This window comes from Aquimarina sp. 2-A2, assembly GCF_045505135.1.
GTDB classification, from domain to species: Bacteria; Bacteroidota; Bacteroidia; order Flavobacteriales; family Flavobacteriaceae; genus Aquimarina; species Aquimarina intermedia.
Map to the genome: position 1 here is coordinate 1 of NZ_JBJKFI010000009.1, position 16,315 is coordinate 16,315.

General features: G+C 36.8%; 13 protein-coding genes and 3 tRNA genes. 1 reads left to right on the forward strand and 15 read right to left on the reverse strand.

Features of this window, described 5'->3' with window-relative positions:
• A partial coding sequence (locus ACJRPK_RS16775) for a type IX secretion system membrane protein PorP/SprF (RefSeq protein WP_407141568.1) occupies positions 1 to 418 on the reverse strand: 418 nt, incomplete at its 3' end.
• 294 nt (positions 419 to 712) lie between these two features.
• Here ACJRPK_RS16775 and ACJRPK_RS16780 point away from each other — a divergent pair.
• Complete coding sequence (locus ACJRPK_RS16780; protein WP_407141569.1) at positions 713 to 2,302, forward strand: peptide chain release factor 3; 1,590 nt, start codon at positions 713 to 715, stop codon at positions 2,300 to 2,302.
• A 33-nt stretch (positions 2,303 to 2,335) separates the two neighbouring features.
• On the opposite strand, the gene ACJRPK_RS16785 is transcribed toward ACJRPK_RS16780, so the two are convergent.
• The 14 genes from ACJRPK_RS16785 to ACJRPK_RS16850 all read right to left on the reverse strand — a co-directional run bounded on the left by ACJRPK_RS16785 (position 2,336) and on the right by ACJRPK_RS16850 (position 16,226).
• Positions 2,336 to 2,641 (reverse strand): DUF962 domain-containing protein, encoded by a 306-nt coding sequence (locus ACJRPK_RS16785; protein WP_148783458.1) that lies wholly within the window; start codon positions 2,639 to 2,641, stop codon positions 2,336 to 2,338.
• Positions 2,642 to 2,772: 131 nt separating this feature from the next.
• Positions 2,773 to 3,087, reverse strand: a complete 315-nt coding sequence (locus tag ACJRPK_RS16790; protein WP_407141570.1) for a DUF3467 domain-containing protein — start codon at positions 3,085 to 3,087, stop codon at positions 2,773 to 2,775.
• Between the two features lie 61 nt (positions 3,088 to 3,148).
• Positions 3,149 to 7,450 carry a DNA-directed RNA polymerase subunit beta' gene (gene rpoC, locus ACJRPK_RS16795; protein WP_407141571.1) on the reverse strand — a complete coding sequence of 1,434 codons (4,302 nt, stop codon included), beginning with the start codon at positions 7,448 to 7,450 and terminating at the stop codon, positions 3,149 to 3,151.
• A gap of 104 nt (positions 7,451 to 7,554) precedes the next feature.
• Entirely contained in the window at positions 7,555 to 11,364 is a 3,810-nt protein-coding gene (rpoB, locus tag ACJRPK_RS16800) for a DNA-directed RNA polymerase subunit beta (RefSeq protein WP_148783461.1), read from the reverse strand.
• A 134-nt stretch (positions 11,365 to 11,498) separates the two neighbouring features.
• The gene (gene rplL / locus ACJRPK_RS16805; protein ID WP_148783462.1) at positions 11,499 to 11,873 is read right to left on the reverse strand and encodes a 50S ribosomal protein L7/L12; all 375 of its coding nucleotides are present in this window, start codon (positions 11,871 to 11,873) and stop codon (positions 11,499 to 11,501) included.
• Between the two features lie 69 nt (positions 11,874 to 11,942).
• Positions 11,943 to 12,464: a 50S ribosomal protein L10 gene (gene rplJ, locus ACJRPK_RS16810; protein ID WP_148783463.1), complete on the reverse strand. Its 522-nt coding sequence runs from the start codon at positions 12,462 to 12,464 to the stop codon at positions 11,943 to 11,945.
• 15 nt (positions 12,465 to 12,479) lie between these two features.
• The gene (gene rplA / locus ACJRPK_RS16815) at positions 12,480 to 13,175 is read right to left on the reverse strand and encodes a 50S ribosomal protein L1 (RefSeq protein ID WP_148783464.1); all 696 of its coding nucleotides are present in this window, start codon (positions 13,173 to 13,175) and stop codon (positions 12,480 to 12,482) included.
• Between the two features lie 19 nt (positions 13,176 to 13,194).
• Entirely contained in the window at positions 13,195 to 13,632 is a 438-nt protein-coding gene (gene rplK, locus ACJRPK_RS16820; protein ID WP_148783465.1) for a 50S ribosomal protein L11, read from the reverse strand.
• A 74-nt stretch (positions 13,633 to 13,706) separates the two neighbouring features.
• Positions 13,707 to 14,261 (reverse strand): transcription termination/antitermination protein NusG, encoded by a 555-nt coding sequence (gene nusG / locus ACJRPK_RS16825; RefSeq protein WP_378188436.1) that lies wholly within the window; start codon positions 14,259 to 14,261, stop codon positions 13,707 to 13,709.
• Between the two features lie 11 nt (positions 14,262 to 14,272).
• On the reverse strand, positions 14,273 to 14,470 hold the full coding sequence (secE, locus tag ACJRPK_RS16830; RefSeq protein WP_148783467.1) for a preprotein translocase subunit SecE: 198 nt from the start codon (positions 14,468 to 14,470) through the stop codon (positions 14,273 to 14,275).
• A gap of 107 nt (positions 14,471 to 14,577) precedes the next feature.
• A tRNA-Trp gene (locus ACJRPK_RS16835) sits at positions 14,578 to 14,650 on the reverse strand.
• Between the two features lie 60 nt (positions 14,651 to 14,710).
• Entirely contained in the window at positions 14,711 to 15,898 is a 1,188-nt protein-coding gene (gene tuf, locus ACJRPK_RS16840) for an elongation factor Tu (RefSeq protein ID WP_378185305.1), read from the reverse strand.
• Positions 15,899 to 15,956: 58 nt separating this feature from the next.
• Positions 15,957 to 16,028: transfer RNA gene (locus ACJRPK_RS16845), tRNA-Thr, on the reverse strand.
• 125 nt (positions 16,029 to 16,153) lie between these two features.
• Positions 16,154 to 16,226 (reverse strand) — tRNA-Gly (locus ACJRPK_RS16850).
• Positions 16,227 to 16,315 lie beyond the last annotated feature (89 nt).

The following is a 16,315-nucleotide window of genomic DNA, read 5'->3' on the forward strand; positions in this document are numbered from 1 at the left end:
TATTATATTTATTAAGCTCCTGTAAATTAATATTTAATAAGTGACCACCTGCTTTCAATCCAAAACTCAATTTTCCTTTTTCTGAAGTAGGAATTGTATATGAAAAGTCTATATCAAAATAGGTCTCATCGGTAGGTCCTATCTCATCATTTACTATAGAGAGTCCAAGACCTATACGGTTCTTTTTACCTATTGGTGTATTCATCGTTAAGGTTTGTGTACGTGGCGCCCCTTCCAGCCCTACCCACTGACTACGATGCAAGCCGGTAATACTCATAACTCCGCGGCTTCCTGCATAAGCCGGGTTTACAATTATAGTATTATACATATATTGAGTGTACTGGGCATCTTGCTGAGCAGTGACCAAAATTGTAAAGAATAGTGATGAAAGTAGTGCAAAAGTTAATTTAAAATTCATAAGTTCTAATTTAGATTTTGGGCAAAATCATGATAAACTGTAAAGTTTGTTTTCAACTAAAAGAAACAATTTTTTAATAATGATATAGAATTACGGTAAAACCGTAAAAACTGTAACTTTACACAAATAAAGAAAAAAAAATTAAAACCTTACTGTTTAATTTGCAATATGTTACCTATAATTTAAAAATTGCAACACATAAAAGCCTATTAAACCATCGTAGTATATCTGTAGCAAAACCTACGTGATTTATCTTATTTAGCAGTATATTTGCCGCTATTTACAAAGCATAACATGAAGTTTACAGACGAAATACGCAGAAGAAGAACATTTGGTATTATTTCTCACCCGGATGCCGGAAAAACTACCCTTACCGAAAAACTTTTACTTTTTGGTGGTGCTATTCAAGAAGCTGGTGCGGTTAAATCGAATAAAATTAAGAAAGGTGCTACCAGTGACTTTATGGAAATTGAGCGTCAACGTGGGATCTCTGTAGCTACGTCGGTCTTGGCTTTTGAGTATCAAGGAACAAAAATAAATATCTTAGACACACCGGGTCATAAGGATTTTGCCGAAGATACATTTCGTACCTTAACGGCTGTAGACAGTGTTATTGTGGTAATTGATGTTGCCAAAGGGGTGGAAGAACAAACGGAGAAATTGGTGTCCGTGTGTCGCATGCGAAACATTCCGATGATTGTTTTTATAAACAAACTAGACCGGGAAGGAAAAGATGCTTTTGAGTTGCTAGATGAAATTGAACAAAAGCTTGGTCTCAAAGTGGTTCCCTTAAGCTTTCCTATCGGAATGGGATATGACTTTAAAGGCATATATAACATATGGGAAAAGAATATCAACCTTTTTAGTGGAGATAGCAGAAAAAATATAGAAGAGACTATCGAGATTTCGGATTTGTCTTCCCAACAACTGAATGAAACCATAGGTGATTCAGCGGCAGATACTTTGCGTGAAGAATTAGAGTTGGTAGAAGGTATTTATCCAGATTTTGACAATCAAGCATATAAGGAAGGGAAATTACAACCGGTATTTTTTGGATCTGCCTTAAACAACTTTGGAGTACGGGAATTACTGGACTGCTTTATTCAAATTGCACCTACACCGCGTCCAAAGGAAAGCGAAGAGCGTCTGGTTGAGCCAACTGAAAAGGATTTCACAGGATTTGTATTTAAAATACATGCAAACATGGATCCTAAGCACAGAGATCGACTGGCATTTATAAAGATTGTTTCCGGTACTTTTGAACGTAATGTTCCTTACCTACATACTCGACATAAAAAGAAATTTAAATTTTCAAGCCCAAATGCATTTTTTGCAGAGAAAAAGGAAATTGTAGACATTTCATACCCGGGTGACATTGTGGGGCTGCATGACACCGGTAACTTTAAAATCGGTGATACATTAACAACAGGAGAGTTATTACATTATCGTGGTATCCCTAGCTTTTCTCCAGAACATTTTAGATACATTAACAATGCTGACCCAATGAAATCTAAACAGTTGGCCAAAGGGATTGACCAATTAATGGACGAAGGAGTGGCACAACTTTTTACATTAGAACTTAATGGCAGAAAAGTGATAGGAACCGTGGGTGCACTTCAATACGAAGTGATACAATATCGATTAGAGCATGAGTACGGGGCAAAATGTACGTATGAAAACCTAAATGTCCATAAAGCATGTTGGGTCGATCCAAGAGGATCTGACGAACAGGAATTCGCAGATTTCAAGCGTGTGAAAAATAAATTCCTAGCTACAGATAAGCGAGGACAATTGGTGTTTCTGGCAGATTCTAGTTTTAGCCTACAAATGACTCAACAAAAATACCCTACGGTAAAATTTCATTTTACTTCAGAATTTGAGTAGGAGAGGTTAATGAAATTGCAGTTACTTTAGCTCTCAAAACCCTCTTTTACCAAAGAGAATCTCAAAAAATAATTTAAAATCCGACAGGAGGCTCCAAAGTGGATATTTGAACGTGGCCGGTTTGTTTTTTTCAAAAAACGCATGCCCGACCCAAGCAAAGCCGTACCCTACAACGGGTACTAAAAACCATTGCCATCCCCAGCGTTGCCATATAGCTATTGCTATAAGGATAAAAACGAGAAATGTACCTATAAAGTGAAGTATCCTGCTCGTTCTATTTTGATGCTCGGTCAGGTAAAAATTATAAAATTCACTATAGGTTTTAATTCTTTTTGCCATGATTTGCGAAATATGTCGTCTACTAAATTTACAAAAAAATTAAGTTGTTCCATTTGATTTCTTGCTTAAAAAATAAAACCCGAAAAGAAATAGTTTTCTTTTCGGGTTCAATATTATTTTAAATAGGCTTATTAAGCTTCGCCGGTAGGTCCAAAATTAAGTGGAATTGGTGGTTGCTCATAATCTTTGATCTCGCCGTGAGCAGCTTCAAAGCGTTGCACATTATCACTTAAAGCTTTCATCAAACGTTTGGCATGTTGCGGAGTTAAAATTACTCTACTCTTGACCTTACTCTTAGGTCTTCCAGGCATCACGTTGATAAAATCAATAACGAATTCTGAAACTGAATGATTGATAATAGCCAAGTTGCTATAGGTTCCATCAGCAATTGACTCATCCAATTCAATATTTAATTGATTTTGGTTTGGATTTTTTTTATCTGCCATATCTTAAAATTTTTCAAATAGGATATAAAAAGAAAGCCTGCCAAAAGGCAGGCTGTTCTGATTAATTATAATTTACTTCTTGTCGCTGTTCCATGCGATCTTCGAATTCTTCTTTAGAACCGACAATTATACTCTCGTAGTTTCTCATACCTGTTCCTGCTGGGATTCTATGCCCAACAATCACATTTTCTTTGAGACCTTCTAAATTATCTACTTTACCGCTCACAGCAGCTTCGTTTAATACTTTTGTAGTTTCCTGGAAGGAAGCTGCAGAAATAAAGGATTTAGTTTGTAACGATGCTCTTGTTATACCTTGTAAGATAGGTGTAGCGGTTGCAGCTGTTACGTCTCTAGCTACTACTAAGTTTTTGTCTTCTCTTCTTAAGATTGAATTTTCATCACGTAAGTCTCTAGGAGAAATTATTTGTCCCGGTTTAAGGTTTTCACTATCCCCGGCATCTTCTACTACTTTCATTCCAAAAATAGCATCATTTTCTTCTATAAAGTCTGATTTATGAATCAATTGATTCTCTAAGAAAATCGTATCTCCCGGATCCTGAATTCTAACTTTACGCATCATTTGACGTACTACTACTTCAAAATGCTTATCGTTAATCTTCACCCCTTGTAAACGATATACTTCTTGCACTTCGTTTACCAGGTATTGCTGTACCGCAGATGGACCTTTAATTTTAAGAATATCTTCTGGAGTAGTTGAACCATCTGATAAAGCCATTCCTGCTCTCACATAATCATTTTCTTGTACAAGAATTTGATTAGAGAGTTTAACAAGATATTTCTTCACTTCACCAATTCTGGACTCAACAATAATCTCACGATTACCACGCTTAATTTTACCAAAAGAAACTACACCATCAATCTCACTAACAACAGCAGGATTCGATGGGTTACGTGCTTCAAATAATTCTGTCACACGTGGTAGACCTCCTGTAATATCACCTGCTTTTGCAGATTTACGTGGAATCTTAACTAAGACTTTACCAATTCCAATTTTTTCATTATCATCGATCATAAGATGCGCTCCAACCGGTAAGTTATACGAACGTAAAACTTCATCCGCTTTACCAATTACATGTAACGTTGGAATCTTTTTCTTATCACGAGATTCTGAAATAACCTTTTCCTGGAAACCTGTTTGTTCATCAATCTCCACCTGATAGGTAATTCCTTGCTCGATGTTCTCATACTTTACTTTACCAGCAAATTCTGAAATAATTACACCGTTATAAGGATCCCACTGACAGATAACATCATCTTTAGCAATCTTCTGACCGCTCTTGATAAATAACTGCGAACCATAAGGTATTAAGTTGTTACTTAAAACAATTTTAGTCTTTGGATCAATTACTTTCACCTCTGAAGTTCTTGAAATAACAACATCAATCTTATTACCTTCAGAATCTTCTCCTTTTACTGTTTTGAGTTCATCAATTTCAGCAATACCAGTGAATTTTGCCTTCAATTGGTTTTCTTCAGAAATGTTACCTGCAATACCTCCCACGTGGAATGTACGTAGCGTAAGCTGTGTACCCGGCTCTCCAATAGATTGTGCTGCCACAACACCTACTGCTTCACCTCGTTGCACAGTCTTACCAGTCGCAAGATTACGACCGTAACATTTAACACAAATACCTTTTTTAGCTTCACATGTTAATGCCGAACGAACTTCGACAGCATCAATAGGAGATTCTTCAATAGTTCTTGCGATAGCATCAGTAATTTCGGCACCAGCCTCAACAAGTACTTCTTGCGTAAGTGGGTCAACTACATCAACTAATGCTGTTCTACCAGCGATACGAGCTTCTAAACGCTCAATAACTTCTTCATTCTTTTTAAGAGCGGTTACTTCAACTCCTCTTAGCGTATCACAATCTTCTTCATTTACAATTACATCTTGTGCTACATCCACCAAACGACGTGTCAAATACCCGGCATCTGCAGTTTTTAGAGCGGTATCTGCAAGACCCTTACGTGCACCGTGAGTCGAGATAAAGTATTCTAAAATTGAAAGTCCTTCTTTAAAGTTAGAAAGAATCGGGTTCTCAATAATTTCACCACCGACAGAGTTAGATTTTTTAGGCTTAGCCATCAATCCACGCATACCTGTCAACTGACGAATCTGCTCTTTTGACCCCCTTGCTCCAGAGTCAAGCATCATATACACTGAGTTAAATCCTTGTTGATCTTCTCGTATACGTTTCATTGACAACTCAGTCAATTCGGCGTTTGTAGAAGTCCAAATATCAATTACCTGATTATAACGCTCGTTATTTGTAATAAGTCCCATGTTATAATTGGCAACAATATTATCAACTTGAGAATTTGCATCAGCAATCATCGTATGCTTTTCTGCTGGTATAATAATATCTCCTAAACTAAAAGATAATCCTCCTTTGAATGCGAAATAGTATCCAAGACGTTTAATCTCATCCAAAAATTCTGCGGTTTCAGGAACACTAGTTAAGTTAAGAATTTTACCGATGATATCACGTAATGACTTCTTCGTTAAAACCTCGTTGATAAATCCAGCCTTTGCCGGTACCTTTTCATTAAATAAAACTCTACCTGTAGAGGTTTCAATTATTTGAGGTACTAATTCGCCAGCTTCGTTAAAATCAATAGTTCTGATCTTAATATTGGCGTTGATATGTAATCTACCTTCGTTATAAGCGATGGTAACTTCTTCTGGAGAATAGAAAGTAAGATCTTCACCTTTTATTTCTAATTCTGGAGTCGATCTACGAGACTTTGTCATATAGTAAAGACCCAAGACCATATCTTGTGAAGGTACTGTTACCGGTGATCCGTTAGCAGGGTTAAGAATGTTATGTGATGCTAACATCAATAACTGAGATTCTAAAATTGCTTCTGGTCCTAGTGGTAAATGCACTGCCATCTGATCGCCATCAAAATCGGCGTTAAATGCCGTACACACTAATGGGTGTAACTGAATCGCTTTACCTTCGATAAGTTTAGGTTGGAAGGCTTGAATACCTAGACGGTGAAGTGTAGGCGCACGGTTTAATAATACCGGATGTCCTTTAAGAACGTTTTCAAGTATATCCCAAACAACAGGCTCTTTTCTATCTATAATCTTTTTGGCAGATTTTACAGTTTTTACAATCCCTCTTTCAATCAATTTTCTGATTACAAAAGGCTTGTAGAGTTCTGCTGCCATATTCTTTGGAAGACCACATTCGAATAATTTTAATTCTGGTCCAACAACAATTACCGAACGTGCTGAATAATCCACACGCTTACCAAGTAAGTTCTGACGGAAACGTCCTTGCTTACCTTTTAAAGAATCTGATAACGATTTTAACGGACGGTTAGAATCAGTTTTTACAGCAGATGCTTTACGTGTATTATCAAATAATGAATCTACAGATTCCTGTAGCATACGTTTTTCATTACGTAAAATTACTTCTGGAGCTTTGATTTCCATCAAACGCTTCAGACGATTGTTACGTATAATTACACGACGATATAAATCATTTAAATCTGATGTGGCAAAACGTCCACCATCAAGAGGAACTAAAGGACGCAATTCTGGTGGAATCACCGGAATAGCCTTTAAGATCATCCATTCCGGACGATTCTCACGATTTTTGTTTGCATCACGTAGCGCTTCAACAACTTGAAGTCTCTTTAAAGCTTCAGTTTTACGTTGTTTTGAAGTCTCATTATTAGCTTTATGTCTCAATTCATACGATAGGGCATCAAGATCAATCCTTTTCAAGATTTCGATCAGACATTCTGCACCCATCTTAGCGATGAATTTATTCGGATCTGAATCATCCAAGTACAAATTCTCTTGCGGAAGACTATCTAAGATATTTAAATATTCTTCTTCCGTAAGAAAGTCCATTTTTTGAACAGCTTCTCCTTCTTCATTTTTTGCAATACCTGGTTGGATCACTACGTAACGTTCGTAGTATATAATCATATCCAACTTCTTAGACGGGAGTCCAAGTAAGTATCCTATTTTGTTTGGTAACGAACGGAAATACCAGATATGCGCTACAGGCACAACTAAGTTGATATGCCCTACACGATCTCTTCTTACTTTCTTTTCTGTTACTTCAACACCACAACGATCACAAACAATACCTTTGTAGCGAATTCTTTTATATTTACCACAAGCACATTCAAAGTCCTTTACCGGACCAAAAATACGCTCACAGAACAAACCGTCACGTTCTGGTTTGTGTGTACGATAATTAATAGTTTCAGGCTTAAGTACTTCTCCCTTAGAGTTTGCTAATATTGACTCTGGAGAGGCCAAACCAATAGAGATTTTATTAAATCTCTTTACTGTATTCTTATCATTATTTCTTGCCATAATACATGGTTCCTTAAGAATTATTGTAATTTAAATTTGAATATCTACTGCTGATAGCTGTCATGCTTGGGTTGACCAAACATGACATGCTACAGAGTGCAGTATTATTCTTCTAATCTGATATCCAGACCCAGACCTTTTAATTCGTGCATTAACACGTTAAAAGATTCTGGTAATCCCGGTTCTGGCATTGGCTCTCCCTTAACTATACTTTCGTAAGTTTTAGCTCTTCCAATTACATCATCAGATTTTACCGTCAATATTTCACGTAAGGTTGCTGATGCTCCATAAGCCTCAAGCGCCCAAACTTCCATCTCTCCAAAACGCTGACCTCCAAATTGTGCTTTACCACCTAATGGTTGTTGCGTAATTAATGAGTAAGGTCCTATAGAACGAGCATGCATCTTATCATCTACCATGTGTCCTAACTTAAGCATGTAAATCACCCCTACTGTTGCAGGTTGATCAAAACGCTCACCACTACCACCATCATAAAGATATGAATGTCCAAATCTTGGAATTCCAGCTTCATCTGTAAATTCATTAATTTGGTCAATTGAAGCTCCATCAAAAATAGGCGTTGCGAACTTTCTGTTCAATTTCTGACCAGCCCAACCAAGAACTGTTTCATAAATCTGACCAATGTTCATACGCGATGGTACCCCTAATGGATTCAATACAATATCTACCGGTGTTCCGTCTTCTAAGAATGGCATATCCTCTTCTCTTACGATACGTGCAACAATACCTTTGTTACCGTGACGTCCTGCCATCTTATCTCCTACCTTCAGTTTACGTTTTTTAGCGATATAAACTTTGGCAAGTTTAATAATTCCGCTTGGTAATTCATCACCAACAGAAATTGTAAACTTCTCTCTTCTCAAGTTACCTTGAAGATCGTTTTGCTTAATTTTATAGTTGTGGATTAAGTCCGCTACTAAACTATTCAAGCTATCATCAGTTGTCCAAGTTCCTTTAGTAAGATGTGCATAATCATCGACACTATTAAGCATCTTTTGTGTATACTTCTTACCTTTTGGCAATACTTCTTCACCAAGATCGTTAATAACTCCCTGAGAAGTTTTACCTCCAACGATGATAAATAACTTATCTACCAACTCTGATTTCAACAAGGCAAATTTAGCATCATACGCACGTTCTAAAGCTGAAATATCTTCTTTATCCTGTGAACGTTTACGCTTATCTTTTACTGCACGGGCAAATAATTTTTTATCAATAACTACCCCGTGTAATGATGGAGACGCTTTTAAAGAAGCATCTTTTACATCACCCGCTTTGTCACCAAAAATTGCACGAAGTAATTTCTCTTCAGGTGTTGGATCACTTTCTCCCTTAGGAGTGATCTTACCAATAAGAATATCACCAGGTTTAACCTCGGCTCCAATACGAATCATACCATGCTCATCAAGGTCTTTGGTAGCCTCTTCTGAAACGTTTGGTATATCATTAGTTAATTCTTCGTTACCTAATTTGGTATCTCGAACTTCTAAAGAATACTCGTCAATATGGATAGATGTAAAAATATCATCACGAACCACTTTTTCAGAAATTACGATCGCATCCTCAAAGTTATACCCTTTCCAAGGCATAAAGGCTACTTTCATATTTCGTCCTAAAGCAAGTTCTCCATTCTCGGTAGCATATCCCTGACAAAGTACCTGTCCGCGATTAACACGATCTCCTACCTTAACAATAGGTTTCAGGTTAATACTTGTTCCTTGGTTTGTCTTACGGAATTTTATTAAGAAATATGTTTTAGAATCCGAATCAAAGCTAACCATACGCTCTTCGTCAGTTCTATCATATTTAATCGTAATTTTTTGAGCATCAACATACTCTACAACACCATCTCCTTCAGCATTAATCAATACTCGCGAATCTGAAGCTACCTGACGCTCAAGACCGGTTCCTACAATTGGAGCATCTACTCTCAATAAAGGTACTGCTTGACGCATCATGTTAGATCCCATCAATGCACGGTTGGCATCATCATGTTCCAAGAAAGGAATTAATGAAGCCGAGATCGAAGCAATCTGATTAGGCGCTACATCGGCATAATTGACATTTGTCGGATCAATTACAGGGAAATCCCCTTCCATTCGAGCAATAACTTTATCTGCCTCTATGGTTCCGTCCTCTTTAAGAGGAATGTTAGCCTGTGCAATTAATTTCTCTTCTTCTTCCTCTGCACTTAGGTATCTGAATTCACTTAAATCTACTTTACCGTTTTCAACTTTACGGTAAGGAGTTTCTAAGAATCCCATTGAATTCACTTTAGCAAACACTGAAAGTGATGAGATCAGTCCAATATTTGGACCCTCTGGAGTTTCAATAGGACACAAACGTCCATAATGTGTATAGTGTACATCTCGAACCTCAAACCCTGCACGCTCACGTGATAATCCACCTGGTCCTAATGCAGAAAGTCTTCGCTTATGCGTAATTTCTGCCAAAGGATTAGTTTGATCCATGAACTGTGATAATTGATTCGTTCCAAAAAACGAATTAATTACAGATGATAAGGTTTTAGCATTAATAAGGTCAATCGGTGTAAACACTTCATTATCTCTAACATTCATACGTTCACGAATAGTTCGTGCCATACGTGCTAAACCTACACCAAATTGCTGTGACAACTGCTCACCTACAGTTCTAACACGACGGTTAGATAAGTGATCAATATCATCTATCTCAGCTTTAGAATTTATTAATTCTATTAAGTACTTTATAATGGTAATGATATCCTCTTTGGTAAGCACTTGCTTATCCATTGCGATATCAAGACCTAACTTCTTATTCATTCTGTAACGACCAACCTCTCCCAGGTTGTATCGTTGGTCAGAAAAGAACAATTTATCGATTATACCACGTGCTGTTTCCTCATCAGGCGGTTCTGCATTACGTAATTGACGATAAATATGTTCTACCGCTTCTTTTTCAGAATTGGTTGGATCTTTTTGAAGTGTATTATGAATAATAGCATAATCACCTTTTTGATTATCTTCTTTATGAAGCAAAATGGTTTTTGCACCAGATTCAATAATCTCTTCAAGATGGTCTTTATCAAGAATAGTATCTCTATCAAGCACAATTTCATTACGCTCAATAGATACTACTTCTCCTGTATCTTCATCTACAAAATCTTCATGCCACGTATTTAATACACGTGCTGCTAATTTGCGACCTAAAACTTTTTTAAGTCCAGATTTTGAAACCTTTACTTCTTCAGCAAGGTCAAAAATCTCTAAAATATCTTTATCACGCTCAAATCCGATAGCACGGAAAAGTGTCGTAACAGGTAATTTTTTCTTTCTATCAATATAAGCGTACATAACGCTATTGATATCGGTAGCAAATTCTATCCAAGATCCTTTAAAAGGAATTACTCTGGCAGAATATAATTTTGTACCGTTAGCGTGGAATGATTGTCCAAAGAATACACCAGGAGATCGGTGTAATTGAGAAACCACAACACGTTCTGCTCCATTGATACAAAAAGTACCACTTGGAGTCATGTAAGGAATTGTACCTAAATATACGTCCTGCACAATTGTTTCAAAATCCTCATGCTCGGGGTCGGTACAGAATAATTTAAGCCGTGCCTTTAAAGGTACGCTATAGGTAAGACCTCTTTCAATACACTCCTGAAGATCATATCTTGGAGGATCAACGAAATAATCTAAAAACTCTAGTACAAATTGATTACGGGTGTCCGTAATTGGAAAATTTTCCATGAAGGTATTGTATAGACCTTCGTTTCCTCTTTCTTCAGACTTTGTTTCTAATTGAAAGAAATCCTGAAAGGATTTGATCTGAATATCCAAAAAATCTGGATAATCAGGTCTATTCTTTACAGAAGAGAAATTCAATCTTTCAGTTTGCGTTGCTAACATCAATGGACGGAATTTTAATTAAATTTGTTTAAAACGGATACGTATTTTAGCACTTAATACTTATATACGCAAAATGGTTTAGACCTTAGAGAGAACTCTCCAGGTCTAAACCTATATGTCACTATTAGTTAAGCTTACTTAAGCTCAACCTCTGCTCCAGCCTCTTCTAATTGAGCTTTAAGAGCTTCTGCTTCGTCTTTTGCAATTCCTTCTTTAACAGGCTTTGGAGCACCGTCAACTAATTCTTTTGCGTCTTTAAGACCAAGACCTGTAAGTTCTTTAACAAGTTTTACAACTGCTAATTTAGATCCACCTGCAGCTTTAAGGATTACGTCAAATTCTGACTTTTCTTCTTCAGCTTCACCAGCAGCACCTCCACCAGCAGCTACAGCTACAGCAGCAGCAGCAGGCTCGATACCATACTCATCTTTTAATATATCAGCTAATTCATTAACTTCTTTTACTGTTAAGTTTACTAACTGTTCTGCGAATTCTTTTAAATCTGCCATTTTCTATCGTTTTAAATAATAATTTTAATTGAAATATAATTTGTTAAAAAGTGCGTACACATTTAAGTGTTATCCTTCTTTTTCGGATAACGTTTTAAGGATACCTGCAATCTTACCTCCACTTGACTTTAATGCAGAAACTACATTCTTAGCCGGTGACTGTAATAAGCCGATAATATCTCCAATAACTTCTTCTTTAGATTTGATGTTAACCAAGGCATCAAGGTATTCATCTCCTACAAAGATTGCTTCTTCAACAAATGCACCTTTTAATAAAGGCTTCTCAGATTTCTTACGAAATTCTTTGATTACCTTGGCAGGAGCATTTCCTGTTTCAGAAAACATAATTGAAGTGTTTCCTTTTAATACGTTTGGCAACTCACCAAACTCTTTATCAGATTTCTCCATTGCTTTTGCAAGGAGTGTATTTTTCACTACACTTAGTGAAACATTAGCTTTATAACAAGCTCTACGTAAATTTGAAGTCGCACCTGCATTCAGACCTGAAATATCAGCTAAATAAATATTAGTGTTTTCAGCTAACTGAGCAGTTAAGTCTTCAATTACTTGTGATTTTTCTTCTCTAGTCATAATCGTTTATCTTAATTACCCAGCAAAATTCTTAGAATCTATCTGTACACCAGGACTCATAGTAGAAGACATATAAATTGACTTTATATAAATTCCCTTAGCTGCCTGTGGCTTTAATTTTACTAGTGTTGTTAATAATTCTTTTGCGTTGTCTTCAATCTTTTTAGCATCGAATGATGATTTACCAACTGAAGCGTGAACGATACCAGTTTTATCAACTTTAAAATCAATCTTACCAGCTTTAACATCAGATACTGCTTTAGCAACATCCATAGTTACCGTACCAGTCTTTGGGTTTGGCATAAGACCACGAGGTCCTAATACACGTCCTAAAGGACCTAATTTACCCATAACACTTGGCATGGTAATAATCACGTCAACATCAGTCCAACCACCTTTAATTTTATCAAGATACTCATCAAGACCAACAAAATCTGCACCCGCTTCTTTTGCTTCGGCTTCTTTATCCGGAGTAACAAGCGCCAACACCTTCACATCTTTACCTGTACCATGTGGTAATGTAACAACACCACGAACCATTTGATTCGCTTTACGAGGATCAACATTTAAACGAACAGCTAAATCTACTGATGCATCAAAATTAACCGTAGAAATTTCTTTGATTAAGCTAGATGCGTCTGATAAGCTATATGCTTTATTAGTTTCAACTTTTGAACGAGCTTCTTTTTGCTTTTTAGTCACTTTTGCCATTTTATAAACGTTTTAAGGATTAAAAAGGAGCTTGCCCCTTTACAGTTACACCCATTGAACGAGCGGTACCAGCAACCATCTTCATAGCAGACTCGATAGTAAACGCATTCAAATCCTGCATCTTATCTTCTGCTATAGTACGTACTTGATCCCAAGATACACTAGCTACTTTCTTTCTATTTGGCTCTCCAGAACCCTTTTTTGTTTTTGCTGCTTCCAATATTTGAACTGCTGCTGGTGGAGTTTTAATGATAAAATCAAAAGACTTATCTTTAAAAACAGTAATAACAACCGGTAACACTTTACCAGCTTTATCCTGTGTTCTACCATTGAATTGCTTACAGAATTCCATGATATTTACTCCGGCAGCACCTAAAGCAGGTCCAACTGGTGGAGACGGGTTTGCCGCTCCCCCACGAACTTGTAATTTTACAACCTTACTTACTTCTTTAGCCATTTCTCTAATTTTAAATTAGAATTGTTCTATAATTTGGAAGCAAAAGAACAACTCTGAATATAATGTAACAATTACTAAACTTTTTCAACTTGCATATAGCTCAATTCTAATGGCGTTTTTCTTCCGAAAATTTTCACCATCACCTCAAGCTTACGCTTCTCTTCATTAACTTTTTCAACTGTCCCGTTAAAACCATTAAAAGGACCATCGATTACTTTGACAGTTTCTCCTATAGTATAAGGAATCGCAACGTTATCTGTTTTAACAGACAATTCATCAACCTTACCTAACATTCTATTGATTTCAGATTTTCTTAACGGCACTGGATCTCCTCCTTTAACCTCTCCCAAGAAACCAATAACACCATTAATAGATTTAATGATGTGAGGTATTTCTCCAGAAAGATTTGCTTCTATCATAACGTACCCAGGAAAATAAACTCTTTCTTTATTTATTTTCTTACCATTACGAATCTGGATTACTTTTTCGGTCGGTACAAGAATTTGAGAAATAAAGTCTTCTAAGCCCATATGAGCAATTTCACGCTCTATATAATCTTTCACTTTGTTCTCCTGACCGCTAACAGCCCTAACAACGTACCATTTTTTTGTATTATTAACTTCTGCCATTTTCTCCATCATTATGATTTAACCAAGGCAAAATAATACTCTACCATGTTGCTAAAAACAGTATCCACTCCCCATATTGCTAACGAAAAAAGCACCGAGAAAACGATGACTATCAATGTAAGACGTTGCGCTTCTGCCCAAGGTGTCCAGGTTACATGATTTTTTAATTCATTATATGATTCTGTAATATAGTTTGCTAATCCAGCCATCTTTATACACTGTTTAAATGATAATAAGAATCAGAACAAAATCATCAGACTTAATATCATTATAAGATTGATATTTGTTAATTGCCTTGTAAAGCAATTTATTAATGCACGGGTTGAGAGACTCGAACTCCCGACACCTGGTTTTGGAGACCAGTGCTCTACCAACTGAGCTAAACCCGTAAACATAAGTCAAGGTATCTGCCTGAGCAGATACCTCTACTTATTATAAACTATATTGTATTAGTCTAGGATCTCAGTAACCTGACCTGCTCCAACTGTTCTACCACCTTCACGGATAGCAAAACGTAGACCTACATTCATTGCAATAGTTTGAATCAACTCAACAGTAATAGTTAAGTTATCTCCAGGCATAACCATCTCAACTCCATCAGGAAGCGCAATGTTTCCAGTTACATCAGTAGTACGTACGTAGAACTGAGGACGGTAGTTATTATGGAATGGCGTGTGACGTCCACCTTCTTCTTTCTTAAGGATATACACCTCAGCTTTGAATTTTTTGTGTGGAGTTACAGTTCCCGGCTTAACAATTACCATACCACGAGAGATTTGAGTTTTCTCAATACCTCTTAATAGGATACCAGCGTTATCTCCTGCTTCACCTCTATCAAGGATCTGACGGAACATTTCGATTCCAGTAATAGTAGAAGTTAATTTCTCAGCTCCCATACCGATGATCTCAACAGGATCTCCAGTGTTTGCAATACCAGTCTCAATACGACCAGTTGCAACTGTACCACGACCAGTAATAGAGAATACATCTTCTATAGGCATTAAGAATGGCTTATCAACATCACGCTCTGGCAATTCGATCCACTCATCAACTGACTTCATTAATTCCATAACAGTATCAACCCACTTTTGCTCACCATTAAGTGCTCCAAGTGCAGAACCTGAAATTACAGGACCATTATCACCATCATACTCATAAAAAGAAAGAAGATCTCTTACTTCCATCTCAACAAGTTCTAATAATTCCTCATCATCAACCATATCCACTTTGTTAAGAAATACAACGATTCTTGGAATACCTACCTGACGTCCTAATAGGATATGCTCACGAGTTTGTGGCATTGGACCATCTGTAGCAGCAACTACTAAGATCGCACCATCCATTTGAGCAGCACCAGTAACCATGTTCTTTACATAATCGGCGTGACCTGGACAGTCAACGTGTGCATAGTGACGATTAGCTGTTTGATACTCTACGTGAGATGTATTAATAGTAATACCTCTTTCTTTCTCTTCTGGTGCGTTATCGATAGTATCGAAACTTCTCGCTTCAGAAAGACCTGCATCTGCTAATACTTTAGTAATTGCAGCAGTTAAAGTTGTTTTACCGTGATCAACGTGTCCAATAGTACCAATATTTAAGTGCGGTTTGGAACGATCAAAAGTTTCCTTTGCCATAATTAATTTATTTTAATCTTAGTTATATATTAGTGTTCAATTTATGTTCTGAACTAAGAGCCAATGACGAGATTTGAACTCGTGACCTCTTCCTTACCAAGGAAACGCTCTACCCCTGAGCTACACCGGCTTTTTAAAGCGTACAACAATAAACCAGAACGCTTTCAAAATAATAAAGAAAGAAATCTGATTCATTAGCACTTTTATACTTTAAAAACCCATCTTACTTATATAAGATATGCCCTTTTATTTTAGAGCGGGAGACCGGGTTCGAACCGGCGACATTCAGCTTGGAAGGCTGACGCTCTACCAACTGAGCTACTCCCGCATTATTCTCAAAATACATTTGAGAAATCTACTTTAAAGATCTATCGTACTATGTAAATACAAAAGATGTTTAATTTTTGTGGGGAGAGC